We start from the raw sequence: 12,070 nt of genomic DNA, 5'->3' as shown, positions 1-12,070 counted from the left end.
GGCGAAGGGGGAGGGGGGGGAGGGGCGGTTTCTTTGTGGGGCGGGGGTTTCTGGGGGTGGCGGCTCCAAAAGGCGAAGAAACCCGGGCCTCAAAGAGAATGGTCAGCCGGGCCGGTCACGTTTTCGGCCCGGTCCCGGTCAGGTGTGCGGACCCGCGACGCGGGCCGTCACCCTCACCAAGGAGAGCACACACATGGACGCCAGGATCGACTTCTTCGGTAACCCCTTCGCCGGAAAGGTCCTGCGGCACATCAACTCCGCGAACCAGCTCGTCGTGGACTCGACCCTGCCCGCCGTCACCCAGGAGCTCGTGAAGATCCGAGCGAGCCAGATCAACGGCTGCGGCTTCTGCACCGACATGCACACCAAGGACGCCGCGGCCGCGGGCGAGACGCAGCTCCGGCTGAACCTGGTCGCCGTCTGGCGCGAGGCGACCGTCTTCACCGAGGCCGAGCGGGCCGCGCTGGAGCTGACCGAGGAGGGGTCGCGCCTGGCCGACGCCGCGGGCGGCGTCTCCGACGAGACGTGGGCCCGGGCCGCCGCGCACTACGACGAGGACCAGCTCGCCGCGCTGATCTCGCTGATCGCGATCATCAACGCCTACAACCGGATCAACGTGATCAACCGGCAGCCCGCCGGGGACTACGTGCCCGGCCAGTTCTGACGGTTCCGCGAGGCCCGTCCGGCCCGGCGGCGTCGGACGGCGGCGTCGGACGGCGACGTCGGACGGCGACGTCGGACGGCGACGTCGGACCGTGACGTCGGACCGCTGCGTCGGACCGGACCTGCGGACGGAACTCCCCTTTGAGGCCCGGGTTTCTTCGCTCTGACGGTACCCAGAGCGAAGAAACCCGGGCCCCAAAGGGGAGTCGGTCGGCCCCGCCGCGGCGTCCCCGCGTCCGCCCGGGCTTGACTCTGCCCCCAGGGCATGGTTTGGACTGCTGTCGTCGGCGGTCCCGCCGACGGACCGAGAGGAGCGGACAGTGGCCTGGAGCACCCGCCAGCTCGCGGAGATCGCGGGGACCACGATCAAGGCCGTCCGGCACTACCACGAGATCGGCCTGCTGGACGAGCCCGCCCGCCGGTCCAACGGGTACAAGCAGTACGAGACCGCGCACCTCGTGCGGCTGTTGCAGATCAAGCGGCTGAGCGACCTCGGGGTGCCGCTCGCGCAGATCGCCACGATGGGGCGCGCCGACCAGGACCCCGACGAGGCGCTCCGCGTGCTCGACTCCGAGCTGGAGGCGACGATCACCCGGCTCCAGCGCGTCCGGGCGGAGCTGGCGGTGATCCTGAAGCACCGCGCACCGGCGGAGGTGCCGACGGGGTTCAGCGCCGTCGCGCGCGACCTGACCGACGTGGACCGCTCGATGCTGATGATCTACGCCCAGGTGTTCGACGACGACGCCATGGACGCGCTGCGCGACCTGCTGAACGACCAGCCGCACACCGACGCGGACGACCAGTTCGAGGCGCTGTCCGCCGACGCGGACCGGGCGACCCGGCAGGCACTCGCCGAGCGCATCGCGCCCATCCTGCAGCGGCAGGTCACGGCCTATCCCGCGCTCGGCGACGCAGAGTCTCACGCGCTGCACGGCCCCGGCCTGACGGGGTGCGCCGTGGTGGAGGCGCTGCGCGAGTTCTACAACCCGGCCCAGCTCGAGGTGCTCTACCGCGCGCACCTGATCGTCACCGGAGAGACTGACGAACGGCTCGACGCCGAGGAGCTCGTCGTGGACCGGACGCCCCGCCCCTGAGACGACCGGCCACCGCACGGCACCGCCGACCCTGACCAGCAGGCCCCGCCAGTAGGCCCACCAGCAGGCCCCGCCAGTAGGCCCACCAGCAGGCCCCGACCAGCCGACCCCGACGAACGGACGAGACGTTGACCGCACCGACCACGCCCGAGCCCGAGCTGATCGCCGAGGACCTGCTCCTGCTGCTGTTCGACCCCCGGTCGGGCACCATCGCCGGCGAGAACACCCTCTTCTACACCCTGGGGGGCGCGGTGCTCACCGAGCTCGCGCTGGCCGAGCACGCCGAGATCGACGGCCGGCCCACCCTGACCGGCCCGCGCGTGAGCGCCGTCGCCGGCAACCCGCCCGCCGACCCGCTGCTGCACGCGTGGTGGGAGCCGCTCGTCGGGAAGCCGCGCGGCGCGCAGACCTTCATCGCCGAGGTGGGCCCGCTGCTGCGCGGGCCGCTGCTCGACCGGCTCGTCGAGCGCGGCCACATCGGCCGCGAGAAGCGCAAGGCCCTCGGGTTCATCCCCTCGACGACCCTGACCGACGGCGGCACGCCCCGCCGCGCGGAGCTCGTCGCCGCCGTCCGCCCCGTGCTGGCCGACGGCGCCGAACCGGACCCGCGCACCGCCGTGCTCGCGGCCCTGCTCTCGGCCAGCGGCAGCCTGCCGACGCTGCACCGCGACATCCCCTGGTCGGGCGCCGTCTACACGCGCGGCAAGGAGCTGGAGAGCGGCGACTGGGGTGCCTCCGCCGCGGGCGAGGCCGTGCTCAGGACCACGATCGCGGTCGCCACCTCGACCGCGGCCATCGCGATCGCGACCGTCCAGAACAACTCCTGACACCTCGTTGAGTGCTGGCTATCTGCGGGCCGAACGGCAGTTGGCCCGCAAATAGCCCGCACTCAACGAAGGGGGTGGGGGCGGATGGGGTGCAGCGCTGCCGTTCGGACCTCCAGCTGCGGGGTGGCGGACGACGGGCGGACGCGCGCGTCGACGTGGATGCCGGACGACGGCGACCAGGCGAACGCGCGCAGCCACAGGCCGCCCGCGCGGATCTCGGCGCGGTACGGCGCGAGGTCGACGTCGAACCGGCGGCCGGACCAGAACTGGTCGGCGATCAGCAGGTCGCCGGCGTAGGCGCGGATCGTGTCGCCCGTCCAGTCGAGGCTCAGCAGCACCCGCTCGGCGTCCTCGAAGACGTCGTCGGGGACCGGCACCTCGACGGGGACGAGCGCCGCGAAGTCGGCGTCGTCCGGGGCCGACAGCCGGCCGGCGCTGCCGCCCGTGCGCACCGGCGCCACCACCGCCGCGGCGAACCGGGGTGCGGCGAGCGGTCGGGACAAGGCCTCGCCCGGGACCACGTACCGCGCGAACAGCGAACCCTCCCCGGGCACGCGCGCATGCTCGCCCGTGGGCAGCGGCGGCAGGACGTCGACGGCGCGGTCCTCGGCGTGCGGGACGACGCGGAACGTCTCGCCGTCGAAGTACCCGCTGCCGTCCCACAGCACGACGGACTCGCGCCCGTCGATCGCCCCCTGCCACACGGTGTCCGCCACGGCCGGCGGCAGGAAGACGAGGGTCGTGTCGCCGACGACGACCTCGGCGGCGAGCCCCGGCGCGGCCGTCGGCGTCGCGACGACGCGGGTGCCCGATCCCAGCGGCTCCACCCGGAGGATCTCCGCTCCCCGGATCTCCTCCGCGGCGACCCCCTCGATCTGCAGCTCGACGTCGACGCCGTCGGTGGTCGCGAACAGGAAGACCGGGCCGCGCTCGGTGTCGAGGCGCGTGATCGGCTGCGCCGGCACGGTGAGCGCCGGGACCGAACCGAACCGCTGGCGCAGCGGCCAGGCCGCATGCACCCCGGAGCGCAGGGTGGTGGCCGCGGTCGGGACGGTCACGCGGTGCGGGCCGAGGTCGACGTCGAACCGCACCCCCTCGACGTCCGCGAGCGCCGCGACCGCGGGCTGGTGGTTGTTGACGAAGAGGTAGCCGCGCTCGCCGTCGCCCCGGACGGACCAGCGCACGACGCCGTCCGGGCTGCCGAGCCCGCCCCCGCCGTCCGGCAGCACCACCGGGTAGGTCGCCAGGTCCGGCCCGAACGCCTGAAGGAACAGGTGCTGGCGGCGCAGCCGGTGGTAGTGCGGGCGCTGCTGGCCCGCCGCGCCGACGGGCGCCCAGAAGTCGTAGTCGCGCACGGGCAGGTCGTTGGGGTACCCGGTCGCGTGCGACTCCTGCGTGGTGGAGCGGTCGCCGAGCACCTGGGTGCCGCCGTGGTAGAGGTAGTAGCCCTGCCACGCCGAGCCGCTGCCGAGCTTCGTGAGGGCGAGCGCCGCGACGTCGTCGGCGTCCACGTGGGGGCGCCGGTGGTAGGCGACCTGCATGCCGCCGCCGAGCTCACAGGTGGCGAACGGCCACGGGTCGGCGGCGCCGTCGGCCGCCCGGTCCGGGGCGGGGCCGTCGCGCAGGTCGGCGCCGACGGTGAGGTCGTCGCGCACGGTGCTGAACGTGTAGTGCAGCGCCCCGAAGTCGGGCCACCCGGTGGTCGACTCCTCCCAGAAGCCGTCGGAGTACCCCGCGTACACGGGGAGCACGCGGCCGCGTGGCAGGCGGGCGCCGCCCCAGCCCGTCGCGAGCCACAGGGGCGCGCGCAGGCCGGCGTCCTCGGCGAGGTCGCGGAGCGTCGCGAGGTGCTCGGGCTGGTCGTAGAGCTCGTTGTCCACCTGGATGCCGAGCACCGGACCGCCGGGCTGCCCGGGTGCGTGCAGCAGGCCGCGCACCTGCTCCGCGATCGCGGCGTACCAGCCGCGGACGAGCTCGACGTAGGCGGGGTCGTTGGTGCGGTGCGCCACGGGAAGGTCCTGCAGCCAGTCCGGGAAGCCGCCGTTGCGCGTCTCGCCGTGTGCCCAGGGGCCGATGCGGAGCACGACGTCGAGGCCGGCTCGGCCCGCCGTCTCGACGAAGCGGCGCAGGTCGCGCGGCCCGTCCCAGCGCACCTGCCCGCGCACCTCCTCGTGGACGATCCAGAGGAGGTAGGTCGCCACCACGGTCACACCCCCGGACCGCATCGTGCGCAGCTCGGTCTCCCACCGTTCGGGGCGGTCCCGGCTGAAGTGGTACTCGCCCATGACGGGGAACCAGGGCCGCCCGTCCCGCTCGACGTACCGGTCGGTCACGCGCACGGGGTCCGGGGTGCCGGCGGGGTCGCCGAGGTCCAGCGGCGCCGGCCGCACGGGCGGCGCCGCCGGGACACGGACGCGGCGGACGGTCGGCTGCACGGGTTGCGGGCTCACCCACGCGACCCTACGAAGGGGCGGCGCGCCGCGACATGCACAGATCGACGCCGCGCCTGGACGATCGCGCGACGGCGCCCTCGACCGCGGGCGCGACCGGCCCGCGGTCCCGCCCGGTCAGCCCGCCTCGTCGACCGGCGTGAGCCGCACGAGCGGCTCGGGGCTGTGCACACCCCGCGGCTTGTAGCCGAGGGAGTCGGCGACGCCGAGGTAGTCGGCCAGGTACCAGACGATGCTCAGCCACATCTCGGTGCCCTGCAGCCCGGGGACGCCGTCGGGCCCGTCGCCGCGCGGGGCGAACGCGATACCCGCGCCGTCGGCCCAGGTCTCCAGCGCCCGGTCGAGCTGCTCGCGCGCCCAGGCCTCGCCCTCGGCGCGGCGGTGCGCGGTCTGCTTCGCCGCGAGCCAGAGCGGGTGCACGATGTCGAGGACGTTGCACGCGGTCCAGCCCTCGGGGGTCGCGAGCACGGGGTCGGCCGCGTGCTCCAGCACCGTGTCGACCGCCGCCTCGGGATGGGGCAGCGGCAGCCCGAACTGCGCGTACGAGCCGCGGGTCAGGCGGTAGAACCCGTTGACCGCCTGGAGCCAGCGCGGCGCGGGCTGCGGCGCGCCCCACAGGCCCGTGGCCGGGTTCGCCCGCGCGGTCAGCCAGCCGAGCAGGCCGTACAGCGGGCCGACGCCGCCGTCGGGCAGCTCCTCGGCGAAGTCGGTGATGTTGAGGGCGCAGGCCGTGGCCAGGGAGTCGACGGCGGCGCCGCTCCCCCAGGCCTGCGCGCCCCAGTCGCGCGCCTCCAGGGCGGCGACGACGTCGCGGTCGCCCAGCGCGTGCACCGCACGGACCGGGTGCGGCAGCCGTGCGCCGAGCAGCCGCACCGCGTAGCCGACGCTGAGCACGTGGTAGGCGGCGTCGCCGTCCGTGGGCGAGAGGGGCTCGCCCGAGCTACCGCCGCCCGACAGGCCCGCGTCCGACAGGTCGCCCTCCGGGATCAGCCCGGTCGCGGGGTCCTGGCGGGCGGTGAGCCGTTCGACCAGGTCGGCGGCCTCGAACCCGGGCGGCGGGGTGCCGAGCAGCAGGTCGGCGACCTCGACGGCGTCCGCCCAGGGCCGCACGGCCGGGACGAGCGGGCCCGCCAGGGCGGACGGCCGGTCCACGAACCGGCCGTCCTCGAAGCAGCGCGCCAGCACGTCGCCCGCCTGCTCGCGGGCGCGGTCGCCGAAGGCGGCCAGCCGGGCCCCCAGGTCCGGAGCCGGCTTGCCCTGGGTCTCCGCGCGCCGGTCGCGCAGCACGCGCGCGGGGTTGCCCGCGACCACGGCCCAGTCGGGCACGTTCTTGGTGACGACGGCGCCGGCCGCGACGACGACGTGGTCGCCGACGGTCACGCCGTCCAGGATCGTGGCGTTCGAGCCGATCCAGACGTCGTCGCCGATGGTGATGCCCTTGCTCCAGGTGCCCTGCTGGAAGACCGGCCGGTCGTTGGCCATCTGGTGGTTGAACCCGAGGATCGAGGTGTGCGCGCCGATCCGCACGCCGTCGCCCATCCGGATCTCCCCGCGGACGACGGCGAACGGGTTGACCGAGCAGTCCGCCCCGAGCGTCAGGTCGCCCGACAGGTAGGCCAGCGCCGCGACGTAGGTGCGGTCGCCGAGGGCGAGCCGGTCGCAGTAGACCGCGGCGTTCGGGGCGACGAAGACGCCGGCGCCGAGCTGCGCCCCGGCGTCGGTCAGCTCGCGCTGCCGGGCCGCCTGCGCCTCGCCCTCCGCCGAGGCCGGGTCGTACTCCCAGGGGAGAAAGTCGACACGTCGGACGCCTTGGGCCGCTGAGTGATCCACGCCGCAAGCCTATCCACGTGCCGGAGCGCCCTCCGGGACCCGCAGCAGCGCCAGCGGGACGTGGTGCTGCCCCGCGTGCACGTCCCGGTCGCGCAGCGAGCCCTGCGAGACCGGCCGGGGGAACGAGATCTTGACGACGTCGAGCGACGGGATCCGGAAGATCCGCACCGTGCTCGCCTCGACCCCGTACAGGCCGGCGACGACGTCCTCGTTGACGAACTCCTCGTCGGCCACGACGCGGTAGCCGGCGGCGTCGCGCATGAAGAGCTCCATCGTGACCCAGAACGGGCCGGCGTTCTTGGACCGCACCTCGTGGGCGAGGTCGGCGATCGTGGGCGGCAGACCAGGGGCACTGGTCAGGGGCTCGGTCATCGCTGCACTCCGTACTCGATGCGGAACAGGCTGGTCGGCGTGGGGCTGTCCACCACGTGGTTGAGCACGAACTCGTAGGCGGCGCCGCGCTCGACCTCGGCGGGCGACGTGGGGAACGCGAGGCTGGGCAGGTAGCCCATGGCGGGCGTCGGCAGGTGCAGCATCAGGGGGTTGACGAGCTTGGCGACGGCCGTCGCCGTGGCCTGGTCGGCGGCGTCGACCAGCAGCATCACGCCCACCTCGCGCGGCGGACCGCTCTCGGGCTCCAGATCGTCCAGCACCGCGTCGTGCCCGTACAGGCGCAGGTCGAACGCGTACTCGTCGTCGGCCAGGCCCAGGGTGCCACTCACCCACTGCCGGATCATGGTGCGCATCAGGTCGGCCCAGGCGTCGATGTCCCGCAGGATCAGCGGGTCCCGGACGGCCGTGAACGACATGGTCTGGTAGCCCGTGATCCGGGCGCCCTCCAGCTTGACCGTGTGCTGGTCGGCGACGTGGAACCGCGAGCCCTCGACCCGGACGGTCCGCTCGTCGAGCGCCGTGTAGACGGCGTCGCGGACGTCGAGCGTGCCGTCGGGCTCGCGCATCTGGAACGGGTCGACCGTCTCGTAGAGCATGTGGGCCGCGACCGTCCGCGGCGTGCACGCCGTCTCGGGGTCCAGGGGCTCGATGGTGAACCCGCCTGCGTCGATCGTCGTGTACACCCCGCCCGTGCGGGGGTTGGTCGTGGCCTGCCCGCCGCACTCGACGATCTTCGCGGCGTGCCAGGTGGGGCCGGCCGGCATCCCCTTGAGCAGCGGGTACGCCGCGGCGAGCGCCGTGTCGGTGGCCCGGCCCGCGAGGATCACCTGCGCCCCGGCCTCCAGGGCCTCGACGATCGGCTCGTGGCCCATCATGCCTACGACGTGGGTGCAGTCCTCCAGGGTCTCGGCGCTCAGCGCACCCAGGGGCGGCAGGGCGTGGATCCGCCCGGCGTCGAGGTGCTCCTTGAGGTCGGCGGCGTCCTGCTCGCTGTAGATCCGGGCGACCTTGAGGTCGAGCCCCTCCTCGGCCATCACCCCGGCCGCGAGCCCGGCCACCCAGTCCACCCCGGCGTCGGTCCCGCTGGTGCCGCACGAGCCGATGATGAGCGGCACGTCGGCGCGGGCCGCCGCCTTGAGCAGGCTGCGCAGGTCACGGGCCACCGCCTGGGCGGCGGTCTTGGGGGTCGACGACCCCAGGTAGTAGGGGCCGGAGTCGGTGGAGCCGCCGTCCAGGGTGATCACGTCGACGCCGAGCGCGAGGCCGCGCTCGATCGTCGACTCGTCCCAGCCCGCGCCGAGCATGCCGCTCGGCGTCAGGATCCGGACGGAGCCGGTAGATGTGTTGGTGTCCATGGTTCTCGTCTCTGTCACGCGCCGGTGGGCGCTGCGGTTCGGGGCCGGGCAGATCAGCCCGGGATCGCGGCGAGGACGGCGTCCGTCATCTCCCGCGTGGTCGCGGTGCCGCCGAGGTCGGGGGTGCGCACGACACCGTCGGCCAGGACCGTCTCGATCCCGGTCATGAGGTCCCGTGCGGCAGCGGGCTGCCCCAGGTGGTCGAGCATCATCGACGCGGACCACAGGGCGCCCACCGGGTCGGCGATGCCCCGGCCCGCGATGTCGGGGGCCGAGCCGTGCACGGGCTCGAACATCGACGGGTGCTGGCGGGTGGGGTCGATGTTGCCGGCGGGGGCGATGCCGATGCTGCCCGCGACGGCGGCGGCGAGGTCGCTGAGGATGTCGCCGAACAGGTTCGAGGCCACGATCACGTCGTACGCCGCCGGGCGCAGCACGAGCTTGGCGGCCAGGGCGTCGATGTGCTCCTGCCGCCAGGTGACGCCGGGCTGCCGGGCGGCGCGCTCGCGGACGATCTCGTCCCAGAACGGCATGGTGTGCACGATGCCGTTCGACTTGGTCGCCGAGGTGACGTCGCCGCGCCGGGTCGCCGCGAGCTCGAACGCGTGGTCCACGATCCGGGTGACCCCGGGGCGCGTGAACACCGCCTCCTGGACGGCCAGCTCGTCGGGCAGGCCGCGGTTCAGGCGCCCGCCGATCTCGCTGTACTCCCCCTCGACGTTCTCCCGCACCACGACGAGGTCGACGGCGCCCGCGTCCCGCAGCGGGCCCGGCACCCCGGGCAGGACCCGGATCGGCCGCAGGTTGACGTACTGACGGAACCGCCGCCGGATCGGGATGAGCAGCCCCCACAGCGACACGTGGTCGGGCACGCCGGGCCACCCCACGGCCCCGAGCAGCACGGCGTCGTGCCCGGCGATCCGGTCGAGCCCGTCGTCGGGCATCATCGCGCCGGTGGCCAGGTAGCGGGTGCACGACCAGTCGAGGTGGTCGTAGCGCAGCACGAACCCGTGCCGGGCGGCGACCAGGTCGAGGGCCCGGAGGGCGGGCGGGATCACCTCGGTCCCGATCCCGTCCCCGGGGATCACCGCGATGCGGTACTCGGGTGGGCTGCTGGTCATGCGGTCTCCTCGGTGGTCGTCTCGTCGGTGGTCGTCTCGTCGGTCGTCGTCGCCGGGACGGCGAACAGGTGGGCGTTCACGGCGTGGCGGGGGCGGCCCGCGAGGGCCGCGACGAGCTCGGCCGCGCCCGCCAGGCCCGCGGCGGCGCGCGCCTGGGCGGTCTGCCCGGCGAGGTGGGAGTAGACGACGATGCCGTCCACGCCGCGCAGCGGGCTGTCCGCGGGGAGCGGCTCCTCGGTGACGACGTCGAGCGCGGCGCCGGCGATCTCCCCGGCGCGGACGGCGTCCGCGAGGGCCTGCTCCTGGACGACGGCGCCGCGGGCGGTGTTCACGAGCACCGCGGTGCGCTTCATCCGGCGCAGCTCGGCGGGTCCGACGAGGCCGCGGGTCCGGTCGGTCAGGGCGGTGTGGACGGAGACGTAGTCGGACCGGTCCAGCAGCTCGGGCAGCTCCACGAACTCGACAGGCCCCGCGGCGTCCGCGGTGCGCTCCGACTCGGGCACCCGCGTGGTGCAGAGCACCGTCAGGCCGAACGCCTTGGCGAGCGGCACGACGGCGCGAGCGGCCGCGCCGTAGCCGATCAGCCCGAGGGTGGCGCCGCGCAGCTCGTGCCCGTCGGCGCGCGGCCAGCCGCCGTCCGCCACGCCCCGGGCGCTCTGCACGAGGCCGCGGGCCGCGGCCAGGAGCAGGCCGAGCGTGTACTCCGCGACGGCGTTGGCGTTGATCCCGGGCAGGTTGCTGACCGTGACGCTGTGCCGGGCGGCGGCGGCCACGTCGATCGAGTCGTGACCCACGCCGGTGCGCACCACGACACGCAGGCGCGGGGCCCGGGAGAGCACGTCGGCCGTCATCGGCTCGTTGGCGACCAGGGCGGCGTCGACGCCGTCGAGCGCGGCGACCAGCTCCTCCGGGTCGCGGCGTCCGACGAGCGGCCGGTGCGTCGTCTCCAGGCCGGCGGCCCGCAGGTAGCGGTCGACGTCGTCGCCGGGGCGCAGGTAGTCGGTGGTGATCAGCACGCGGGTCATCGCTCACACCGCCTTCGTGGTGGCGGCACGCCGTTGCAGCGCCTCGACGCGGGCGACGGCGAGCACGCCGAGCACCGCGACGACGGCGACGTCGACGAGCATGAGCGTCCAGCCCGTCAGGTCGACCATGCCGCCCACCAGGGCCGGGCCCACGAACCCGCCGCCGGCCCAGCCGACGGCGTAGAGGCCCGCGTAGGTGCCCATCACGCGGGCGGACGGCGCCAGGTTCCAGAGCACCACCACGGCGTTGACCAGGAAGGCGGCGGCGCCCGCGGCGCCGACGCAGAAGGCGACCACGGTGCCCGCCGGCGTCTGCGCCACGGTGCCGAGCGCCATCGCCGCCGCGAAGAGCGACATCCCGATCATCATGGTCCGCAGCCGGCCGATGCGTTCGGCGAGCAGCGCCGTCGGGTAGGCGGCCAGCAGGAACGCGACGCCGCTCGGCAGCAGCAGCCCGCCGGCGTCGCCGCGGGAGAGGCCGAGCGCCTCCATGCCGTACGGCGTGGCCAGGGCGCGGGACGCCGACCAGGCGCTGCCGAAGAGCAGGATCGCGACCATCATCAGCAGCCGGCTGCGGTCCGGGTCGCGGACGATGTCGAGCACGATGCGGCGCACGCCCGGGCGTGCGGGTGCTGCGTCCGCGGCGTCTCGCCCGTCCTGCGCGGCGCCGGCGGCGTCCGCGGCGTCCTCGGCCAGGGCCGCCTGGTAGCCGGGCGACCGGCTGTCGCGCACCGTGAGGCCGAGCACCACGATCGAGACCAGCATGAGCGCGGACGGGATGGCGAAGGCCAGCGCGGGGTGCTCGTCGACGACCAGCAGGCTGATCAGCGCGGCGACGATCACGGTCAGGCTGGAGGCGATCTTGACCGCGGCGTTGGCCCGGCTGCGCTTCTCGGGCGCCACGAAGTCGGGCACCAGCGACTCGGCGATCGGCTTGAACGCGTTGGCGACCAGCGCGTAGCAGAACATGACCCCCACCAGCAGGGGCAGCGACCCGGCGGCGTGCGGGATCACCAGGAAGAGCAGGGCCGCGACCGGCATGCCGACCACGAGGTAGGGCATGCGGCGGCCCCACGACGTGCGTGTGCCGTCGGAGCGGTTGCCGAGCCACGGCTGGACGAAGACGCCGAGCAGGTTGTCCATGCCCATCAGGAAGCCGACCAGCGCCGCGCTGGTGATGTGCTCCCGCAGCAGCGGCGGCACCTGCGCGTCGTAGAAGTTCCAGGTGGACTCCTGGGCGAAGACGGCGAGCGCCACCAGCAACGTGATCCTGGTCTGCGCGTGCCGCACCGGCGGCGCGGTGGTGGACATG

General features: G+C 74.5%; 10 protein-coding genes. 3 read left to right on the top strand and 7 right to left on the bottom strand.

Annotated features, from left to right (window positions below):
- The first annotated feature begins 193 nt into the window (after positions 1-193).
- The 3 genes from ACFV9Q_RS04520 to ACFV9Q_RS04510 all read left to right on the top strand — a co-directional run bounded on the left by ACFV9Q_RS04520 (position 194) and on the right by ACFV9Q_RS04510 (position 2,584).
- Positions 194-664, top strand: coding sequence for a carboxymuconolactone decarboxylase family protein (locus tag ACFV9Q_RS04520; protein ID WP_377233353.1), 471 nt, complete (start codon positions 194-196; stop codon positions 662-664).
- Between the two features lie 319 nt (positions 665-983).
- A complete protein-coding gene (locus tag ACFV9Q_RS04515; RefSeq protein WP_377233352.1) occupies positions 984-1,757 on the top strand; it encodes a MerR family transcriptional regulator in 774 nt (257 codons plus the stop codon).
- 128 nt (positions 1,758-1,885) lie between these two features.
- Complete coding sequence (locus ACFV9Q_RS04510) at positions 1,886-2,584, top strand: GPP34 family phosphoprotein (RefSeq protein ID WP_377233351.1); 699 nt, start codon at positions 1,886-1,888, stop codon at positions 2,582-2,584.
- 62 nt (positions 2,585-2,646) lie between these two features.
- On the opposite strand, the gene ACFV9Q_RS04505 is transcribed toward ACFV9Q_RS04510, so the two are convergent.
- From ACFV9Q_RS04505 to ACFV9Q_RS04475, 7 genes are all read right to left on the bottom strand, one after another.
- On the bottom strand, positions 2,647-5,034 hold the full coding sequence (locus ACFV9Q_RS04505) for a beta-galactosidase (protein ID WP_377233350.1): 2,388 nt from the start codon (positions 5,032-5,034) through the stop codon (positions 2,647-2,649).
- 117 nt (positions 5,035-5,151) lie between these two features.
- Positions 5,152-6,864: an acyltransferase gene (locus ACFV9Q_RS04500; protein ID WP_377233349.1), complete on the bottom strand. Its 1,713-nt coding sequence runs from the start codon at positions 6,862-6,864 to the stop codon at positions 5,152-5,154.
- A gap of 9 nt (positions 6,865-6,873) precedes the next feature.
- Positions 6,874-7,236 (bottom strand): DUF4387 domain-containing protein, encoded by a 363-nt coding sequence (locus ACFV9Q_RS04495; RefSeq protein ID WP_377233348.1) that lies wholly within the window; start codon positions 7,234-7,236, stop codon positions 6,874-6,876.
- On the bottom strand, positions 7,233-8,612 hold the full coding sequence (locus tag ACFV9Q_RS04490) for an acyclic terpene utilization AtuA family protein (RefSeq protein ID WP_377233347.1): 1,380 nt from the start codon (positions 8,610-8,612) through the stop codon (positions 7,233-7,235). The genes ACFV9Q_RS04495 and ACFV9Q_RS04490 overlap by 4 nt, the downstream gene beginning before the upstream one ends.
- Positions 8,613-8,665: 53 nt before the next feature.
- Positions 8,666-9,733, bottom strand: coding sequence for a tartrate dehydrogenase (locus ACFV9Q_RS04485; protein ID WP_377233346.1), 1,068 nt, complete (start codon positions 9,731-9,733; stop codon positions 8,666-8,668).
- Positions 9,730-10,758: a phosphoglycerate dehydrogenase gene (locus ACFV9Q_RS04480; RefSeq protein WP_377233345.1), complete on the bottom strand. Its 1,029-nt coding sequence runs from the start codon at positions 10,756-10,758 to the stop codon at positions 9,730-9,732. The genes ACFV9Q_RS04485 and ACFV9Q_RS04480 overlap by 4 nt, the downstream gene beginning before the upstream one ends.
- Positions 10,759-10,761: 3 nt before the next feature.
- Positions 10,762-12,069 carry an MFS transporter gene (locus ACFV9Q_RS04475; protein ID WP_377233344.1) on the bottom strand — a complete coding sequence of 436 codons (1,308 nt, stop codon included), beginning with the start codon at positions 12,067-12,069 and terminating at the stop codon, positions 10,762-10,764.
- Position 12,070 lies beyond the last annotated feature (1 nt).

This window comes from Promicromonospora sp. NPDC059942, assembly GCF_042731755.1.
Classification (GTDB): Bacteria; Actinomycetota; Actinomycetes; order Actinomycetales; family Cellulomonadaceae; genus Promicromonospora.
This window is presented reverse-complemented; position numbering and strand designations above follow the sequence as displayed.

Excerpts from the sequence above, each read along its gene's own strand:
- ACFV9Q_RS04475 (WP_377233344.1), bottom strand. The coding sequence starts at position 12,069 with ATGTCCACCACCGCGCCGCCGGTGCGGCACGCGCAGACCAGGATCACG.
- ACFV9Q_RS04480 (WP_377233345.1), bottom strand. The coding sequence starts at position 10,758 with ATGACCCGCGTGCTGATCACCACCGACTACCTGCGCCCCGGCGACGAC.
- ACFV9Q_RS04490 (WP_377233347.1), bottom strand. The coding sequence starts at position 8,612 with ATGGACACCAACACATCTACCGGCTCCGTCCGGATCCTGACGCCGAGC.
- ACFV9Q_RS04495 (WP_377233348.1), bottom strand. The coding sequence starts at position 7,236 with ATGACCGAGCCCCTGACCAGTGCCCCTGGTCTGCCGCCCACGATCGCC.
- ACFV9Q_RS04520 (WP_377233353.1), top strand. The coding sequence starts at position 194 with ATGGACGCCAGGATCGACTTCTTCGGTAACCCCTTCGCCGGAAAGGTC.
- ACFV9Q_RS04485 (WP_377233346.1), bottom strand. The coding sequence starts at position 9,733 with ATGACCAGCAGCCCACCCGAGTACCGCATCGCGGTGATCCCCGGGGAC.